The sequence below is a fragment of the Streptomyces sp. NPDC126503 genome (assembly GCF_040302405.1).
In the GTDB taxonomy this organism is placed as follows: domain Bacteria; phylum Actinomycetota; class Actinomycetes; order Streptomycetales; family Streptomycetaceae; genus Streptomyces; species Streptomyces gulbargensis.
This window is the reverse complement of the sequence record NZ_JBEORS010000011.1, coordinates 171,019-187,745: the sequence shown is the minus strand read 5'-3', so window position 1 is coordinate 187,745 and position 16,727 is coordinate 171,019. Positions and strand designations below refer to the sequence as shown.

16 protein-coding genes are annotated in these 16,727 nt (G+C 75.0%); 6 read left to right on the top strand and 10 right to left on the bottom strand.

Translation table 11 applies throughout. The features are described from left to right. The first annotated feature begins 311 nt into the window (after positions 1 to 311). Both ABTY40_RS17330 and ABTY40_RS17325 read left to right on the top strand, forming a co-directional pair. Positions 312 to 1,076, top strand: coding sequence for a bestrophin-like domain (locus ABTY40_RS17330; protein WP_352060284.1), 765 nt, complete (start codon positions 312 to 314; stop codon positions 1,074 to 1,076). A gap of 165 nt (positions 1,077 to 1,241) precedes the next feature. Beyond that, a complete protein-coding gene (locus ABTY40_RS17325) occupies positions 1,242 to 1,808 on the top strand; it encodes a hypothetical protein (protein ID WP_352060283.1) in 567 nt (188 codons plus the stop codon). Positions 1,809 to 1,914: 106 nt separating this feature from the next. Here the strand turns inward: ABTY40_RS17325 and ABTY40_RS17320 are convergent, their stop codons facing one another. Then, positions 1,915 to 2,397: a hypothetical protein gene (locus tag ABTY40_RS17320; protein ID WP_352060282.1), complete on the bottom strand. Its 483-nt coding sequence runs from the start codon at positions 2,395 to 2,397 to the stop codon at positions 1,915 to 1,917. A 413-nt stretch (positions 2,398 to 2,810) separates the two neighbouring features. Here ABTY40_RS17320 and ABTY40_RS17315 point away from each other — a divergent pair, with 413 nt between their 5' ends. Next, positions 2,811 to 3,461 (top strand): class F sortase, encoded by a 651-nt coding sequence (locus ABTY40_RS17315; RefSeq protein WP_352060281.1) that lies wholly within the window; start codon positions 2,811 to 2,813, stop codon positions 3,459 to 3,461. Between the two features lie 66 nt (positions 3,462 to 3,527). Here the strand turns inward: ABTY40_RS17315 and ABTY40_RS17310 are convergent, their stop codons facing one another. Then, positions 3,528 to 4,415, bottom strand: a complete 888-nt coding sequence (locus tag ABTY40_RS17310) for a polysaccharide deacetylase family protein (protein WP_502990604.1) — start codon at positions 4,413 to 4,415, stop codon at positions 3,528 to 3,530. Between the two features lie 120 nt (positions 4,416 to 4,535). After that, on the bottom strand, positions 4,536 to 5,747 hold the full coding sequence (locus ABTY40_RS17305; RefSeq protein ID WP_352060279.1) for a CapA family protein: 1,212 nt from the start codon (positions 5,745 to 5,747) through the stop codon (positions 4,536 to 4,538). A 261-nt stretch (positions 5,748 to 6,008) separates the two neighbouring features. Here ABTY40_RS17305 and ABTY40_RS17300 point away from each other — a divergent pair, with 261 nt between their 5' ends. The 3 genes from ABTY40_RS17300 (at position 6,009) to ABTY40_RS17290 (ending at position 7,699) form a co-directional block, all read left to right on the top strand. Beyond that, on the top strand, positions 6,009 to 6,575 hold the full coding sequence (locus ABTY40_RS17300) for a sigma-70 family RNA polymerase sigma factor (RefSeq protein ID WP_352060278.1): 567 nt from the start codon (positions 6,009 to 6,011) through the stop codon (positions 6,573 to 6,575). Between the two features lie 4 nt (positions 6,576 to 6,579). Then, complete coding sequence (locus tag ABTY40_RS17295; RefSeq protein WP_352060277.1) at positions 6,580 to 6,993, top strand: PaaI family thioesterase; 414 nt, start codon at positions 6,580 to 6,582, stop codon at positions 6,991 to 6,993. 193 nt (positions 6,994 to 7,186) lie between these two features. Then, positions 7,187 to 7,699 (top strand): hypothetical protein, encoded by a 513-nt coding sequence (locus ABTY40_RS17290; RefSeq protein WP_352060276.1) that lies wholly within the window; start codon positions 7,187 to 7,189, stop codon positions 7,697 to 7,699. A gap of 81 nt (positions 7,700 to 7,780) precedes the next feature. On the opposite strand, the gene ABTY40_RS17285 is transcribed toward ABTY40_RS17290, so the two are convergent. The 7 genes from ABTY40_RS17285 to ABTY40_RS17255 all read right to left on the bottom strand — a co-directional run bounded on the left by ABTY40_RS17285 (position 7,781) and on the right by ABTY40_RS17255 (position 16,696). After that, positions 7,781 to 8,989, bottom strand: a complete 1,209-nt coding sequence (locus ABTY40_RS17285) for a histidine kinase (protein ID WP_352060275.1) — start codon at positions 8,987 to 8,989, stop codon at positions 7,781 to 7,783. Beyond that, positions 8,986 to 10,752, bottom strand: coding sequence for a sodium/solute symporter (locus ABTY40_RS17280; RefSeq protein ID WP_352060274.1), 1,767 nt, complete (start codon positions 10,750 to 10,752; stop codon positions 8,986 to 8,988). Before ABTY40_RS17280 ends, ABTY40_RS17285 begins: the two co-directional genes overlap by 4 nt. A 10-nt stretch (positions 10,753 to 10,762) precedes the next feature. Beyond that, positions 10,763 to 11,164 (bottom strand): hypothetical protein, encoded by a 402-nt coding sequence (locus ABTY40_RS17275; RefSeq protein WP_352060273.1) that lies wholly within the window; start codon positions 11,162 to 11,164, stop codon positions 10,763 to 10,765. 133 nt (positions 11,165 to 11,297) lie between these two features. Next, positions 11,298 to 12,050: a LytR/AlgR family response regulator transcription factor gene (locus ABTY40_RS17270; RefSeq protein ID WP_352060272.1), complete on the bottom strand. Its 753-nt coding sequence runs from the start codon at positions 12,048 to 12,050 to the stop codon at positions 11,298 to 11,300. Between the two features lie 72 nt (positions 12,051 to 12,122). Next, positions 12,123 to 12,998: an Fpg/Nei family DNA glycosylase gene (locus ABTY40_RS17265; RefSeq protein WP_352060271.1), complete on the bottom strand. Its 876-nt coding sequence runs from the start codon at positions 12,996 to 12,998 to the stop codon at positions 12,123 to 12,125. A gap of 58 nt (positions 12,999 to 13,056) precedes the next feature. Further along, positions 13,057 to 14,466, bottom strand: coding sequence for a wax ester/triacylglycerol synthase family O-acyltransferase (locus ABTY40_RS17260; RefSeq protein WP_352060270.1), 1,410 nt, complete (start codon positions 14,464 to 14,466; stop codon positions 13,057 to 13,059). Positions 14,467 to 14,593: 127 nt separating this feature from the next. Continuing rightward, positions 14,594 to 16,696 carry a SpoIIE family protein phosphatase gene (locus tag ABTY40_RS17255; protein ID WP_502990603.1) on the bottom strand — a complete coding sequence of 701 codons (2,103 nt, stop codon included), beginning with the start codon at positions 16,694 to 16,696 and terminating at the stop codon, positions 14,594 to 14,596. Positions 16,697 to 16,727: the final 31 nt, after the last annotated feature.

The following is a 16,727-nucleotide window of genomic DNA, read 5'->3' as shown; positions in this document are numbered from 1 at the left end:
TTGGACTCGGCCGCCGGGAAGGGTGCGAGCCGTTCGCTGAAGTCGGTGAAGGCCATGGTGGTGTCCAGCCGGACCTCCGGCCGCCGCCGCACCGGTGCCCCGCTCCGGCGCCCTCCGCCCGGCCGCGCCCGCCGGCCGCGGGCCCCGTCGCGCTGCCCCATTACCGCCGTACCGCCCGTCCCCGGCCCGCCGGGGGTAACTCCGTCGTCACCACGACGTTGATGATCATCGCCCCCGCCGTGCTCGCGACCGCGATCCTGCGTCCGCGGTCCCGGTGAGCCCGGCCCCTTTCCCCCGTACCGGAGTTGCCCATGTCCGAATGGCTCGTTCTCACCCTGGCGATGGCCGCGGCCTGCGCCGTCGTCCTCACCATCGTCGTCATCAACAACCGCCGGATCCCGGAGGACGACGACCCCAGCGAGACCCCCGACGTCATCGAGTACATGACGATGATGATCGGCGTGATCTACGCGATCGTCCTCGGTCTCGCCATCGCCGGCGTCTGGGAGGCGCGCAGTGCCGCCCAGGAGACCGTGCGGCAGGAGGCGCAGGCGCTGCACGAGATCTCGGCGCGCGCCGAGGTGTACCCGCAGGCCGTACGGGACCGGATCCGCGCCGATGTCGACGCGTACGTCTCCTTCGTCGTCGACGAGGAGTGGGCGCACATGTCCGACCACGGCGAGCTCAGCGAGGAGGGCACCGCGCTCCTGGAGCGGGTGCGCCGCAGTGTCACCGACTACCGGCCGGCCGACGACTTCGAGGGCCAGGCCTACCAGCCGCTGGTGGACCAGGTGTCGGTGGTCGACGACGCCCGGGGCGCCCGGGGCGACAGTGCCGGGGCGACGATGCCGGGGGTGGTCTGGTTCGGTCTGATCATCGGCGCCTTGGTGACGGTGGGCCTGATCTTCACGTTGCAGATCCGGCGCACCGGACGGGAACTGCTGCTCGCCGGCCTGTTCAGCGCGCTGATCGCCTTCCTGCTGTTCCTCATCTGGGACTTCGACGCGCCGTTCGGCCGGGGGATCTCCGCCACCGCCACGCCGTTCACCGATCTGTTCCCGCAGGTCACACGGTGAACCGGGCCCCCGGCGCGGGGCCGGGCGGGGGACAGGAATGCCCCATTCGCCCGTCTGGGCTCGCGGGTGTGGTAGTGCGCTCCTAGCGTTTCGGGCATCGAGGTGCACGCAGGCCACTCGCGGACATCCCGCCGCGGCTGCCCCTCGGGACCCGGAGGAACCACCATGCGCGCGATACGTGCCGCGTCCACTGCCCTGGTGGGGGCGGCCGCCCTCGCCCTGGCCGCCCCCGCCACCTCCGCCCTCGCGGCGGACGGTGCGCCCGCCCCCCAGCCACGGGCGGCCGGCGCCCGGGCACCGGGCGATGTCATCGTCTCCCCCTCGCTCGTCGCCCCCGGCGGCCGGGTGACCCTGAGCGCCCCCGGCTGCGCCAGTACGGCGACGGCCTCGGCCGCCGTCTTCGACAGCGTCGTCATCGCACCGGGGGCGGCGGTGACCGCCACCGTGGACCGGGACGCCAAGCGCGGCGCGGTCTACACGGTGTCGTTCAACTGCACGGGCGGCGTCCAGGAGACCGTCGCCCTCACCATCAGCGGGACCTCGCCGGCCACTCCCACGGCCGCCTCGACCGTCCTGACGCCGCCGCGCGGTGTCCAGGGCGGCCTGGGCGGTTCCGTGGACGACGGAGTGAGTCCCGCACTGCTCGCGGGCGGCGCCGCCCTGGTGCTCGCCGCCGCCACCGGCACGGTCTACGTCGTCCGCCGCCGCTCGGCCGAGGCCCGGCGGCACTGACCGTGCGATCGCCGGGCGGGGCCGGACGGCAGCCCGCCGCCCCCGGGTCCTGTCACCAGGATCCGGGGGCGGCGGGCACGGCGGGCCGACCGGGAGGTTCGGCCGGTCAGGCTCCCGCGCCGGACATGCGGCGGCGGGCGATGAAGACGCCGCCGCCGAGCGCGGCGGCGGCGACCAGGCTGCCGCCGACGGCCATCTCGGTGGAGCTGGGGGCGAGCGATCCGCCGATGCCGCCCAGGGCGCCCCGGCCCGCGAGGACGCGGAAGGGGTGCGTGACCACGCGGGAGTTGTCGCTGCACTTGACGGCCAGGTTGTAGTTGCCCGGGGTGGCGTTGTTGTAGACGCGGGCGATGGCGCTGGAGAGCCCGTTGGAGTTCACCGACAGGTTGGTCTCCGGGAACGCGTTGGACGTCACCTTGCCGCCGTGGCCGCAGCCCTTGGCGGTGATCGTGATCGTCGAACCCGCGTGGACGTCGTACGGGTTGACTTGGACGTTGCTCGGCCCGTTGGTGGCGGCGGCGAGGGGGGCCGCGAGCCCGACCGCCGCGAACGCGGTGGCGGCCACCGCCAGAGTGCGTGCAGCACGCATGGTTGAACCTCCAGTGGAAGACGCCCCAAAGCGGTGCTCCGGGAGATTCGACGAGTACGCCTTCCATGACGAACCATCACAACTTGGGGCATTTCCTGCACTTCGGCACTCCGCCACCCCAGTGAGGCGACACGCCGGGAAAACGGCCTGCGCGAGGGACGGAACCGCAGGTCACAGCAGGTCGGGCCGATTGTCGGACGAATACTCGGATGGGTCAGCGCCCCGTCACCCGTGGTGCGCACACCCCTGGCCGGAACCGGTGGCCGCCCGGCTCGGCGGCCGGCCGGTCCGGTCCTCGGGCGCGGGGTGCGCGCGCCACCCGTCCGGCGGGCGGGCCCACCCGTTCGCACCGTTCGGAGCGCCGGTTCCCGGTGTCCCCCTTACCGTTCTGACGACGCCACGAAGGGAGAACCATGCCCCCGAAGGACTTCCGCGTCGCCGAGCGCCGGAGACGCCAACCCTGGGGCGTCCTGGCCCTCGCCATGCTGTCCGGGCTCGCGATGATGCGCAACGGGGTGGACGTCGACTCCGGGCCGCCGCAGCCCGCCGCCGCGGCCCGCCCGGTGGCCCCGCCGCAGGCGGAGGGAACGTCCACCCTGCAACCGCTGCCCTTCGCGCCCGCCTCGCGCATCCGGATCCCGGCGATCCGGGTGGCCGCGCCCATCATGGACGTGGGCCTCGACCCGGACGGCTGGGTGGCCGCCCCGCCGCCGGAGGACGCCAACCTGGCCGGCTGGTACCAGAACGGGATCGCGCCCGGTCAGCGCGGCACTGCGGTCGTCGTCGGCCATGTCGACAACGCCCGGGGCCCGGCGGTCTTCTACGGTCTGGGGTCCCTGGAGAAGGGGCAGCGCATCGAGGTCGACCGCTACGACGGGCGGGTGGCCGTCTTCGAGATCTACGGGGTCGAGGTCTACAGCAAGGACGACTTCCCGGGGGTGCAGGTCTACGCGGACACCGGACAGCCCGAGCTGCGGGTGATCACCTGCGGCGGCGGCTACACCCGTGCCCACGGGTACGACGGGAACGTCGTCGTGTACGCCCGGATGGTCGACTCCCGCTGAGCCGCGCGTACGACAGGGCCCCGGTGCCGTCGTGGCGCCGGGGCCCTGTCGCGTACCGGTGCGGTCTCAGCGCCGCGGCAGGGTGATGCCGTATCCCGCGTCGAGGAGCGCCGGGAGGTAGCGGCGGAGCGCGGAGACGCTCTGGGAACGGTCGCCTCCCGCGTCGTGGGAGAGGACGACGACGCCGGGGGCGGCGCCGTCGAGGACCCGGCGGACGATGGTGCCGGTGCCCGGTTCCTTCCAGTCCAGGGTGTCGAGGGTCCAGGCGAGCGGTTCCATGCCGAGCTCGGCGCCGATCTCGAAGGAGTGGCGGTTCCAGGCGCCGTACGGGGCGCGGTACCAGAGCGGGGCGGTGCCCAGGACCTGTTCGACGAGGTCGCTGGTGGAGCCGAGTTCCGCGCGGATGCGGGAGGGGCGCAGCTTGGGGACGAGGGGGTGGGACCAGGAGTGGTTGCCGACGACGTGCCCGTCCTCGGCGATCCGGCGCAGCAGGTCCGGGTGCGCGGCGGCCATCTCCCCGCAGACGAAGAACATGGCGCGGCAGTCGTGGCGGCGCAGGGTGGCGAGGATGGCGGGGGTGTGACGGGGGTCGGGTCCGTCGTCGAAGGTCAGCACCATGGAGCGGCCCACCCCCTCCAGGCTGAGGAAGGGGCGCCGCCGCACGGGCGGGACGGCCCGGTGGAAGGCCGGCGGCGCGTAGGCGGTCATGGGCTGGAGCCGGTACGCGGAGGCGAGCGGCCGCGCGGCCCCGGCGCGGGGCCCGGCGGCCGGGCCCGCCGCTCCCCCGCCTCCGCCGGGTGCTCCGGTGGGGGCGGGGGCCGTGGCGGGGCCGCGGCCGGAGGGGGCGGGGGCGAAGCGGTCCGCGGTGAGGACGCCGACCGTGGCGGTGGCCCCGAGGGCGGCGGCGAGGCGCAGCACCGCCCGGCGCCCTGTGGGCATCTGATCCTTTTTCATGACCAATGGTTCGTACGGGCGAGGGACGGGGCGGCCGAGCGACACCGGCCCCCGCTCCGAATGCACCCGCCCGGCCGACACCCGGGCGGTGGTGGGCGGACCGCTCGCCCACGGGCGGGGTCACCTGCCCATGACCAGGCCGTCCTGGCCGGCCCCACGGGCGAGGACCACCTGGCGGATGATGTCCCGGATGCCGGCGTGCCGGGGGTCGCTTCCGTCGGAGGCGCCGAGGTTGACGACCCGGCCGCGGCCGGTGTCGTACCACTGCGGCACGAACTCCGCCTTGGTGACCTCCCAGCGTCCGCCCGGCCGGGCGGGCGGGGCGAAGGTGAACCGGCCGAGGGTGCCCTGGTTGCCGCGCGGGTCGTAGGCGCCCACGTGGTTGATCATGTCGCCGGCGATCTGGTCGCCCATGCCGTAGACGACCCAGGTGCCGTTGACCTTCTCGTACGCCTGCGGCACATGGGCGTGCGTGCCGATGATCAGGTCGATGTCGGGGCGTGCGCCGGTCCGCGAGGCGGTGAGGGTGCGGGCGAGGGAGAGCTGGCGCTCGTCCGGCTCGGTCTGCCACTCGGTGCCCCAGTGGAGGCTGACCACGACCACGTCGGCGCCGGCCGCGCGGGCGGCGCGGGCGTCCGCGATCACCTTCGCCTCGTCGATCAGATTGACCGCCCAGGGCTGTCCTTCGGGCAGCGGGCGGCCGTTGGTGTCGTAGGTGTAGGCGAGCTGCGCCACCGTGGCGCCGCCCGCCGTGAGCAGCGTCGGCCGGGCGGCCTCCTCCGCGGTCCGGGCGGAGCCCGCGTGGCGCACCCCGGCGCGGTCGAGGGCGTCGAGGGTGCGGCGCAGCCCGGCGGCGCCGTCGTCGAGGGTGTGGTTGGAGGCGGTGGAGCAGGAGTCGTAGCCGGTGGTCCGGAGGGCGGCGGCGATCTCCGGCGGCGACTTGAAGGACGGGTAGCCGGTGTAGGGGCCGCCGGGCTCGCCGTAGACGGTCTCCATGTGACAGATGGCCAGGTCGGCCGCGGAGACGACGGGCCGCACCCCGGAGAACATGGGCGTGAAGTCGTAGCCGTCGCCGCCCGCGTCCTGGGCGGCGCGGCGGATGATCGAGTCGTGCGGGAGGACGTCGCCGGAGGCGATGAGGGTGAAGCCCGCGGGTGCGGAGGCTCCGCCGGGGGCGGCGGAGGGCGCGGGCCCGGCGGAACGGCCGCTCGGGGCGCCTTCCGGGGTGGGGGCCGCGCCGTTCACGGCCCCCCCTCCCCCGCAGCCGGTCGCCGCCGCGGCGAGGAGGACGGCGGCGAGGGCCACCGCCCTGGGTCTGGTGCGTGAGGTCATCTGGGGCTCCGCCCGATTCCGAGGATGAACATCTGTTCTGATGAATTGATCTCTCGGGAAAGCCCCAGTCAAGGGTCAAAGCCGCATAAAGTCATTAAACCCGCTAAAACGGACGTATCGTCGCCGTTCGTCCCTTCGCCGTACCACTCGCCGCTCGGTGCGACCGTTCGTCGCACATCCGTGTCCGTCCTCTGTCCCTCGCCGCCGGAATGCGTTCGGATACGGCCCGGAACGACGACGCACCGGGGAAAGGCGGGCAGCATGACGACGGCGACGAGAGCGACCACGGACGAGCGGACCCTGGAGGAACTGCAGCGGGACCACGGTCCGGCGCTGCTCTCCTTCCTGCTCGGCCTGACCTACGGCGACCGTCAGCGGGCCGAGGACCTCGTCCAGGAGACGCTGGTCAGGGCCTGGCTGCACCCGGAGGCCTTCGACGGGCCGTACGCCTCGATCCGGCCCTGGCTGTTCACCGTGGCGCGCCGGCTCGCCATCGACGCCCGCCGCTCGCGCCTCGCCCGTCCGGCCGAGATCGGCGACGGCGTCCTCGCCGTGACGCCCGATCCCGCCGACCCCACCGCGTCGGCCGAGGCGGCGCTCGACGTGCGGGCCGCCGTACGGGAACTGAGCCCCGAACACCGCGCGGTCCTGGTGCGGCTCTACTTCCGCGGGCTGACCGTCAACGAGGCCGCCGTCGACCTCGGCATCCCCGCCGGGACCGTCAAATCGCGCTCCCACTACGCGCTGCGCCAGCTGGGCCGTTCCCTGCCCGGCTACCGGCCGCGCCGCGCGGGCGTTGCCCGGGCGCGCGCCGGAGCCCCACAATGACGCCGTGACGCTGACACTCGCCGCCGCGGACAAGATCCTCGCCGACAACTTCGCCCCCTGGGTGCTCGACCTGGGGCTCTCGGTCGCCTCCGTCGACGGCCACGAGGCCGTCCTCCGCCTGCCGTGGTCCCCACGGCTCGCCCGGGAGGGCGGGGGCCTCTGCGGTCAGGCCCTGATGGCCGCGGCCGACACCGCGACCGTGATCGCGGTGTCGGCGGCCCGCGGCGGTTTCGTCCCCATGACGACCGTGCAGCAGTCGATCACCTTCCAGCGGGCGGTGACCGGCACGGACGTCCTCGTCCGGGCCCGCCTGACCAAAGCGGGCCGCCGGATGGCCTTCGCCGACATCGTCATGACGGCGGAGGGCTCGGACGAAGCCGCCGCCCACGCCACGGCGGTGTACGCGCTCCTCGGCTGAGCCCCTCCCGCCACTCTCCCCTCGCGTCCCAGCGGCCCCCGCATTCCCAACGGCACCGATCCGGCCGGAGAACGTATCCGAAACCACACGGGCGAGTTGAGCAAAGCGGGACCCCCGGACGCCCTTCCCGGAGGAAGCTCTCCCCCGGGACCCCGAGTCCGGGTCCCGCGACGTCCGGGAGAAGGTGGGAGCGTTGCCGCCCGAGAGAACGAACGGCACCGGCGGTACGGGCGGCGGTCTCGCCGTCCCGATGGCCTGGCTGTGCGCGGACTGCCAGGCCGACGAACTGCTGCGCGCCGCCGGCCTCGCCCCGCCCGGCTCCCTGGAGTTCCGGGCGGGGCGCCAGACCCTCGCCCTCACCGTCCACCTCTCGCTCCCGCCGGACGCACCCGGCCCCGGAGCGCGCGGCCGGACCGCCGGACGCGCCGAGGAGTGGCTGCGGCGCACCGCCCACGCCCGCGCCTGGGCGGCCTGGGTGGAGGAGCGGATCGCCGGCCGTCTCGCCGCCGGAGGCGAGGACGACCCCGACCTGGACCTGGCGCGGGGCACCTGGCGGACGCTGACCGGGACCTGGTTGCGCGCCGCCGATCTCGAAGGCCTCGCGACGACCGGCCCGGGCTGCCGCGTGGACGAGTCGGTGCAGGTGTGGCTGCCCGCCTGGGAGCTGGGCCTGCCGCTCGCCCACCTCGCGCTGCGCCTGCGCTGAACGGCACGTGGCCGGAGGGCCTCTCGGGGCCCCGCGAGACCGGCGGACCGGGAAGCCGGGGACGAGCCGCCGCGCGCCGGATCAGGGCGCCGAAGGATGCACCCCGGGGCGGTACTTGGGGATGCGTACCGTCACCTTCATGCCCGCGCCGAGCCCCGTCTCGATGACCAGGCCGTGCTCCTGCCCGTACACCTGGCGCAGCCGCTCGTCGACGTTGGAGAGTCCGATGCCGGAACCGGCCGGGTGCTCCCCCCGCAGCACGGCGCGCAGCAGCCCGGGGTCCATGCCCACGCCGTCGTCCTCGACCGTCACCACCGCCTCGGCGCCCGCGTCCCGGGCGGCGATGGTCACCCGGCAGCCGCGCTCCCGGTCCTGGAGGCCGTGCTTGACCGCGTTCTCCACCAGGGGCTGGAGGCACAGGAACGGCAGGGTCACCGGCAGCACCTCGGGAGCGATCTGGAGGGTCACCTTCAGCCGGTCTCCGAAACGTGCTCCGGCGAGCGCCAGGTACTGCTCGATGGAGCGCAGTTCGTCGGCGAGCTGGGCGAACTCGCCGTGCCGCCGGAAGGAGTAGCGGGTGAAGTCGGCGAACTCCAGGAGGAGTTCGCGGGCGCGCTCCGGGTCGGTGCGGACGAAGGAGGCGATGGCGGCGAGGGAGTTGAAGATGAAGTGCGGCGAGATCTGGGCCCGCAGCGCCCTGATCTCGGCCTCCACGATCCGGGTGCGGGAGCGGTCGAGCTCGGACAGCTCCAGCTGTACGGAGACCCAGCGGGCGACCTCGGTCGCGGCCCGCACCAGGACGGCCGACTCGCGCGAGCCGTAGGCGACGAGCGCGCCGAGGACACCGTCCTCGGCGGTGAGCGGGGCGACGACGGCCCAGCGCAGCGGGCAGGCCGGGTCGGCGCAGTCCGCCCGGGCGGAGCTGCTGCGGCCGGTCTCCAGGGTCTCGGCGACCAGGGCCCGGACGCGTTCCCGGTGGTGGCTCTCTCCCGGGCCGTCCCAGGCGAGGACGGCGCCGCGATCGGTGAGGCAGAGGGCCTCGGTGCCGAGCAGGGAGCGCAGGGTCCGGGCGGCACGGCCCGCGGTCTCGCCGGTGAGGCCGGCGCGCAGGGGCGGGGCGGCGAGGGAGGCGGTGTGGAGGGTGTGGAAGGTGGCCCGTTCCACCGGCGTGCCGAGGTCGAGGTCCGCGGCGGCGTGCCCGCGCCGCGCGGTGAGACGGCCGAGGACGTATCCGGCGGCGACGAGTACGGCGCCGGCGGCGGCCGCGGCGGCCGCGGCGGTGCCGCTCACCGGCGCACCGCCTCGGGGCCGGGCGCGGTGAACTCCTCCGGCAGGTGGAGGCGGGCCAGGAGCGCCGGGGTGCCGGCCGGGACGCGGCGCGGGGTGGCGAGCGAGACGAGGACCATGCCGAGGAAGCCGAGCGGCACGGACCAGACGGCCGGCCAGGCCATGAGGGTGTGCGGCCAGCCGGCGGGGGCGAGCCCGGCCCGGGTCGCCATGACGGCGGCGAGGGCGGACCCTCCGCCGAGGACCAGCCCCGCCATGGCACCCGGCGGGGTGAGGCGGCGCCACCAGATGCCGAGGACGAGGAGCGGGCAGAAGGAGGAGGCGGAGACGGCGAAGGCGAGGCCGACGGCGTCGGCGACCGGCACCTTCGAGGCGACGACCCCCACGCCCAGCGGGACGGCGGTGGCGAGCAGGGTGGCGAGGCGGAAGTGCCGTACGCCCCGGGAGGGCAGCACGTCCTGGGTGAGGACACCGGCGACGGACAGGGTGAGGCCGGAGGCGGTGGAGAGGAAGGCGGCGAAGGCCCCGCCGGCGAGGAGCGCGCCGAGCAGGTCCCCGAGGAGACCGCCGAGGAGCCGGTCGGGCAGGACGAGCACGGCTGCGTCGGCCGAGCCGGTGAGGGCGAGTTCGGGCGCGTACACCCGGCCGAGGGCGCCGTAGAGCGGTGGCAGCAGATAGAAGGCGCCCACGAGCCCGAGGACGACGAGGGTGGTGCGGCGGGCGGCCCGGCCGTGGGGACTGGTGTAGAAGCGGACGGCGACGTGGGGCAGTCCCATGGTGCCGAGGAAGGTGGCGAGGATCAGTCCGTACGTGGCGTACAGCTGATGGCCGTCGCGCCCGCCCGCGAGCGGGTGGGACCAGCCGGGCGAGGCGAGCGGGGCGTCCCGGCCGACCGCGTCCGGAGAAGGACCGGCGGCCCGTTCGGGGACGCGGGTGCCGGGGGCGAGGGCGAGTTCGGTGCCGGCGAGGACGTGGTGGGTGCCGGGAGCGAGCGTGACGGTGCGGTGGTCGTGGCGGACGGAGTCCACGCTGCCGGTCACGGTGACCGTGAGCGGCGCGTCGACGCGGAGCCGTACGGTGTCGGCGAGCCGCACGACCGTGCTCTCGCGCAGCACGGCGGGGGCGTCGAAGCGGGCGCGCGGCGCGCCGTCCCCGTACCAGGCGGCGACGAGGAAGACGGCGGGGACCAGCAGGGCGGTGAGCTTCAGCCAGTACTGGAAGGCCTGGACGAAGGTGATGCTGCGCATGCCGCCCGCGGCGACGGTGCCGGTGACGACGAGCGCGACGATCAGCCCGCCCGCCCAGTCGGGGGCGCCGGTGAGGATCTCCAGGGTGAGGCCGGCGCCCTGGAGCTGCGGCAGCAGGTAGAGCCAGCCGATGCCGACGACGAAGAGGCTGGCGAGGCGGCGGGCGGCCGGTGACTCCAGGCGCGCCTCGGCGAAGTCGGAGAGGGTGTACGCGCCGGACCGCCGGAGCGGGGCGGCGACCAGCACCAGCAGGACGAGGTAGCCGGCGGTGTAGCCGACCGGGTACCAGAGCATGGCGGGGCCCTGCACGAGGACGAGGCCCGCGATGCCGAGGAAGGAGGCGGCGGAGAGGTACTCGCCGCTGATGGCGGCGGCGTTGAGGCCGGGCCGGACGGTGCGGGAGGCGACGTAGAAGTCGGAGGTGGTGCGCGAGATCCGCAGCCCGAGGGCGCCGATGAGGACGGTGGCGAGGACGACGGCGGTCACGGCGACGACCGCGTAGGCGTGGTTCGGGTTCATCCGGGGCGGTTCACCGTTCGACGAGGCCGGTGAAGTCCCGTTCGTTGGCCTCGGCCCGGCGGACGTACCAGTGGGCGACGGCCCACACGACCGGGTACACGCCGACGCCGAGCACACCCCAGACCACGGCCTCGGGCGCGGGCAGCGCGAGCAGCAGCGGCAGGGTGCCGACGAGCAGGGCGAGGGCCCCGAGGGCGGTGAGCGCGGCACGGAGCTGACTGCGCATCAGGGCGCGGACGTAGGTGTGGCCGAGGGTGGTCTGCTCGTCGATCTCGGAGCGGGCCGGCGGGTGGACCGGGCGGCGGGCGGCGGACCGGGGCACGGTTCGGCCGGCGTGCGCGGAGGCGTAGGTGACGGTCTCGCGCCGGGGTCTGCGCGGCGGGTGGTGCTCGGACACGGTCCGCTCCGGCATCTCTCGGCGACTTCCGGCGGGGGACGTCGGGCGGCTCGGCCCTGACGTCGCGTGGAGTCTACGCAGCGTGCCGCGGTGGCGGTAGGTGTACGGGGCACGGCCCGGGGCGGGCCCTCGGGTACGGCGGTACCGCTCAGGCGCCGGCCCGGCGCAGGAGCAGGTCCCGCAGCTGACGGGCGTGGCGGCGGCTGACGGCGAGGTCGGTACCGCCGATCCGTACCGTCGTGGCACCGCCGTCGAGCCGCAGTTCCTCGACGCGGGCGAGGGCGACGAGGTGGCTGCGGTGGATGCGGACGAAGCCGCGGGGCGCCCAGCGCTCCTCCAGGGTGGAGAGCGGGATGCGGACGAGGTGGCTGCCCTGGTCGGTGTGGAGGCGGGCGTAGTCGCCGTGGGCCTCGACGTAGGCGATGTCGTCGACCGCGACGAACCGGGTGACGCCGCCGAGTTCCACCGGGATCTGCTCCGGGGCGGGCGGGGCGGCGGGCGCGCCGGCCGCGTGTACCAGTTCGTGGACGCGGCGGACGGCCTCGGCGAGGCGTTCGCGGCGCACGGGCTTGAGGACGTAGTCGACGGCCTTGAGGTCGAAGGCCTGGAGGGCGAAGCCCTCGTGGGCGGTGACGAAGACGACGAGCGGGGGGCGGGCGAAGCCGGCGAGGAGCCGGGCGACGTCCAGGCCGGTGAGGCCGGGCATGTGGATGTCGAGGAAGACGACGTCGACGGCGTCCTCGCCACCGGGGCCGGCCTCCAGGGCGCGTCCGATCCGGCGGAGCGCCGCGGTGGCGTCGCCCGCGCCCTCCGCGGTGCGGACGCGCGGGTCGGCGCGCAGCAGGTAGAGCAACTCCCCGAGGGCGGGTTCCTCGTCGTCGACGGCCAGTACGCGCAGCATGCGCGGGAGTCTAGGCGAGCGGTTCGGCGCCCTCTTCGAGCGGTACGGGTGCTGTTCGAGCGGCGGGTGGCGCTATTTGAGCAGTTTCGACAAGCGCCGGTCGGCGAGGATCTTTCCGCCGGTCTGGCAGGTGGGGCAGTACTGGAGGGAGGAGTCGCTGAAGGAGACCTCGCGGACGGTGTCGCCGCAGACCGGGCAGGGCTGTCCGGTGCGGCCGTGGACCCGCAGGCCGCTCTTCTTCTCGGCCTTGAGCCTGCCGGCGGCGAGGCCGCGCGAGCGTTCGACGGCCTCGGTGAGGGTGGTGCGCAGGGCGGTGTAGAGGGTGGTCATCTCCTCGGGCGTGAGGTTCTGGGTCGGTTTGAACGGGGAGGTCCGCGCGGCGTGGAGGATCTCGTCGCTGTAGGCGTTGCCGATGCCCGCGATGAGGCTCTGGTCGCGCAGGGCGCCCTTGATCTGGCGGCGTTCGCCGGCGAGGAGCGCGGCGAACTCCTCCGGCCCGAAGTCCTCCGCGAGCGGGTCGGGGCCGAGGCGGGCGACGCCGGGCACCTCGCGGGGGTCGCGCACGAGGTGGACGGCGAGGCGTTTGGTGGTGCCGGCCTCGGTGAGGTCGAAGCCGTCGCCGCCGGCGAGCGCGGTGCGCAGGGCGAGGGGGCCCTTGCCGGGGCGGGGCGGCCCGGAGGGCAGCGGGTCCTGCCAGCGGAGCCATCCCGCCCGGGCCAGATGGATCAGCAGGTGCAGTTCGCCGCCGGGGTCACCGGCGAGGGTGAGGTCGAGGAACTTGCCGTGCCGGCCGACCGCCGTGACCTCGGTGCCCTCGGCCGCGCTCGGGGGCGGGTCGTACGTCTTGAGGACGCTGATCGCGACGGGCAGGACTCGGACGATCTCCTTGCCGACCAGGTGGGTGTCGAGGAAGTCCCGCAGTGCTTCCACCTCGGGGAGTTCGGGCATGGCTCCACCTTGCCGCACCGGGCGCCGGAACGCTTCCCGGCGTTGTCCGGGCGGGCCGTCAGGGCGTGTCGGGGACCGCTTCTCCGGGAGTGCGGGCCGGGGTTCGTTCCGGGGTTCGTTCCGGCGGGTCGAGGAGGTCCAGTTCGGCGGTGAGGGCCGCGGCGAGTGCGTCGGGGTCGGGGACGGCCACGCCGTCGGCGACGAGGCCGACGTGGACGTGGCCGCCGTAGGGGGACATGGCGACGGCGAGGGACTGGCCCCGGGCGAGCGGCGCCATGGGGAAGAGGGCGCGGAGCGGGGCACCGCCCAGGGAGAGCGCGGAGCGGGGCAGCGGGACCTGGGTGACGAGGAGGTCGAAGAGGAGCCGGGCGGCGCCGGAGGCGAGGGGTGCGCCGAAGCGGTGGGCGAGGGGGTGGAGCCGGTCGGCGAGGAGGGCCACGGCACCCGCGCCCCGGTGCGGTCCCGCCGCCTTGTTGCGGTCCATGGCCCGGCGGACGGCGGCCAGCCGGACGGCCGGGTCGGGCTCGGTGACGGGCAGGTCGACGAGGTAGCCGGAGAGGCTGTTGCCGGGACCCGCGGTGACGCCGGGGCGGCGGCGCGAGACGGGGACCAGGGCGCGCGGGTCGGCGCCGGGCAGCGGCAGGCCGCGGCCGTCGATCCAGCGGCGGAGGGCTCCGGCGACGAGGGCGAGCAGGACGTCGTTGGCCGTGCCGCCCGAGGTGCGGCGGATCCGGTGGATCCGGTCCAGGGGCAGGGTGGCGGTGGCGATGCGGCGGGTGCCGCTGGACTCGGCGGCGAGGGCGGCGGTGGCCCGGGCGTCGAGCCGGCCGGCGCGGACGACGGAGGCGCCGACCTCGACCGCCCGGCCGAGGTCGCCGAGCCGGTCGCGGGCCAGGCCGAGGAGACGGCCGGGGCCGGGAAGCCAGGAGCGGTGCGGTACGGGCCGGGGGTGGCCTCCCGGGGCGGCGCGGCGGCCGCCGGCGATCTCGTCGAAGATGCCGGCGCCGATGGCCACGGCCCGCATGCCGTCGGCGAGCGCGTGGTGCAGTTTGACGAGCACGGCGAAGGAGCCGTCGGAGGCGCCGCTGAGCAGGTACATCTCCCAGGGCGGCAGTCCACGGGCGACCGGGCGTTCCATGAGTGTGGCGGCGAGCCGGGTGGCCTCGGCGCGGAAGTCGTCGCCGGGCAGGGCGATCTCGTGGACGTGGCGGCGCACGTCGAAGTCGGGGTCGGGTGCCCAGGCGGCGCCGCCGACGGGGAGGAGGACGTCCTGGACGCGGGTCCGCAGGCGGGGGACGGCGGCGGCGCGGCGGGCGAGGAGGGAGAGGAGGTCCGGGGGCCCGGGGTCGGCGGCGGTCGGCTCGGGCGGGGGCCCGAAGTGGGCGAGGGCGCCGAGGTGGAGCGGGTGGGCGGGGGATTCCAGATGCCAGAAGGCCAGGTCGAGCGGGGCCAGAAGCTCGCTGCTCACAGTGTCCTCACGTCCTGCGCGGAGGGGCGGAAGAACGAAGTCAATCGCGCACTGTCAGTTACGGTCAAGTACGCTCGGTTAACGCTCCGTTCATATCCACTTCCCGCGGCACCTCGATCGGCGTGCGTCATCGGCCCGAGGCCTCCGCCAGGACGAACTCGCACCACACGCATTTGCCGCCGCCCCGGGACTCGACGCCCCACGCGTCGGAGATCTGCTCCACCAGGAACAGCCCCCGGCCGGACACCCCGGCGTCCCCCGCCTCGCGGCGGCGCGGCAGGGCGCTGGAGCGGTCCTCGACCTCGACCCGTATGCGCCGCCCCGAGCCGGAGGGGATGACCCGCAGGGTGACGACGGCACCCCCGTCGGTGTGCATGAGCGCGTTGGTCATCAGCTCGTCGGCGGCGAGTTCGATCTCGAAGGCGCGTTCCCCGCCGCCCCAGGCCCGGACGGCCGCCCGGATCATGTGGCGGGCCGAGCTCAGCGCCTCTGGGTCGCTCTGCGCCACGTGCTGGCGGAACCGGCCGCCCTCCCGCCCCGGCTGCGTGCCGCGCCGGCGCAGCAGCAGGATGGCGACGTCGTCCTCGCCGCCCCGGTCGGCGACCACGTCGCAGAGGTGGTCGGCGAGGAGCTGGAGGTCGGCGGGGCCCCGCCGGACGAGGGAGGAGAGCCACTGGAGGCCCTCGTCCAGGTCGGCGCCCGGTTTCTCCACCAGCCCGTCGGTGTAGAGCATGAGGGTCTGGCCGGCGTCCAGGTCGAGGGTGGTCACGGGGTAGTCGAGACGCCCGAACTCGGCGGAGAGGCCCAGCGGCAGACCGCCCTCCACCGGCAGCCTGCGGCAGCTGCCGTCGGGCTCCCGCAGCAGCGGGTCGACATGGCCGGCCCGGACCACCTGGACGACCCCGGTGCCGAGGTCGGCCTCCGCGTAGGTGCAGGTGGCGAAGCGGTCCGTGTCGAGTTCGTGGAGGAAGACGGAGGCGCGGGCCATCACGGTGGCGGGGGTGTGCCCCTCGGCCGCGTAGGCCCGCAGCACGATCCGCAGCTGCCCCATGACGGCCGCCGCGTGCGTGTCGTGGCCCTGGACGTCGCCGATGACGGCGCCGACCCGCCCGCCGGGGAGCGGGATGACGTCGTACCAGTCGCCGCCGATGTCCCGGCCCAGGCGGGCCGAGCGGTAGCGGACGGCCACCTGCGCGCCGGGCACCTGGGGGATGCGGCGGGGCAGCATCGCCTGCTGGAGCCCCTCCGCCAGGTCGTGCTCCTGCTCGTACAGCATGGCGCGCTGGAGGCTCTGGGCGATGCTGCTGCCGAGGGCGACGAGCAGGGTCCGCTCGTCCTCGCTGAAGCCGGTCCGGTCGCTGTACAGCAGCCCGAGTGCACCGATGGGGCGGGCCTGGGCGACGAGCGGGAGGTAGGCGGCAGAGGTGATGCCGAGGCCGCTGATGTGCGGCCAGAGGACCGGGTACGACTCGGCGAAGTCGCGCGGGGACTCGATGAACCGGGGCCGCAGGGTGCGGATCACCTCGCTCATCGGGTACGGCTCGTCCACCCGGGTGAAGCGGGTGCCCGGCACGAACGCGCCGGCCGGCCCCTCGGCGACGAGGTGGATGCGGCCCGCTTCGAGGAGACCCATGACGAGGCTGGCGGCGCCGAAGTGTTCGAGGGCCTGGGAGTCGTCGAGGAGGTCGATGACGTCCTGCACGGTTCTGGCGTAGGCGAGGGCGGCGGTGGTGCCCTCCACCACCCCGGCGCGTTTGCGGCGCCCTTCGTCGAGCCCGAGCCGCGCGGCTGACTCGGTGAGCTCGTGGGTGGCGTCACGGAGCACGCCGACGATGCGGACCGGCCGTCCGGTGGGGTCGCGCTCCACGACGCCCTGTGTGTGGGTCCACTGGTGGGACCCGTCGCGGCGCCGGATGCGGAAGTACGCGCCGTACTCCTGGCTGCCGTCCTTGAGCGCCTGCGCCACGAGGGTGTCCAGGCGGCGGCCCTCGTCGGGCAGGACGCGGACGCCGAGGCTCTCGGGGCGGTCGTCGTAGTCGGCCCGGTCCATGTCGAAGACCTCGAGGGCCGCGTCGTCCATGACCATGGTGCCGGTGAGCAGGTCCCAGTCGAAACCGCCCATGCGGAAGGCCGAGCCGTAGCGCTCCAGGATGGGGGCCCCGGCCCGGTCCGCCGCCGGTGCGCGGCGGCCGCGCCGGGCCGTCTCCCCGCCCGCTCCGCCCTCGTTCATGGGGCCACGCTAGGCGCGGCGCGGCCGCCGC

Bases quoted from the DNA above. Each gene is read 5' to 3' on its own strand.
- ABTY40_RS17330 (WP_352060284.1), top strand. From the start codon at position 312: ATGTCCGAATGGCTCGTTCTCACCCTGGCGATGGCCGCGGCCTGCGCC.
- ABTY40_RS17325 (WP_352060283.1), top strand. From the start codon at position 1,242: ATGCGCGCGATACGTGCCGCGTCCACTGCCCTGGTGGGGGCGGCCGCC.
- ABTY40_RS17320 (WP_352060282.1), bottom strand. From the start codon at position 2,397: ATGCGTGCTGCACGCACTCTGGCGGTGGCCGCCACCGCGTTCGCGGCG.
- ABTY40_RS17315 (WP_352060281.1), top strand. From the start codon at position 2,811: ATGCCCCCGAAGGACTTCCGCGTCGCCGAGCGCCGGAGACGCCAACCC.
- ABTY40_RS17310 (WP_502990604.1), bottom strand. From the start codon at position 4,415: ATGAAAAAGGATCAGATGCCCACAGGGCGCCGGGCGGTGCTGCGCCTC.
- ABTY40_RS17305 (WP_352060279.1), bottom strand. From the start codon at position 5,747: ATGACCTCACGCACCAGACCCAGGGCGGTGGCCCTCGCCGCCGTCCTC.
- ABTY40_RS17300 (WP_352060278.1), top strand. From the start codon at position 6,009: ATGACGACGGCGACGAGAGCGACCACGGACGAGCGGACCCTGGAGGAA.
- ABTY40_RS17280 (WP_352060274.1), bottom strand. From the start codon at position 10,752: ATGAACCCGAACCACGCCTACGCGGTCGTCGCCGTGACCGCCGTCGTC.
- ABTY40_RS17275 (WP_352060273.1), bottom strand. From the start codon at position 11,164: ATGCCGGAGCGGACCGTGTCCGAGCACCACCCGCCGCGCAGACCCCGG.
- ABTY40_RS17270 (WP_352060272.1), bottom strand. From the start codon at position 12,050: ATGCTGCGCGTACTGGCCGTCGACGACGAGGAACCCGCCCTCGGGGAG.
- ABTY40_RS17265 (WP_352060271.1), bottom strand. From the start codon at position 12,998: ATGCCCGAACTCCCCGAGGTGGAAGCACTGCGGGACTTCCTCGACACC.
- ABTY40_RS17255 (WP_502990603.1), bottom strand. From the start codon at position 16,696: ATGAACGAGGGCGGAGCGGGCGGGGAGACGGCCCGGCGCGGCCGCCGC.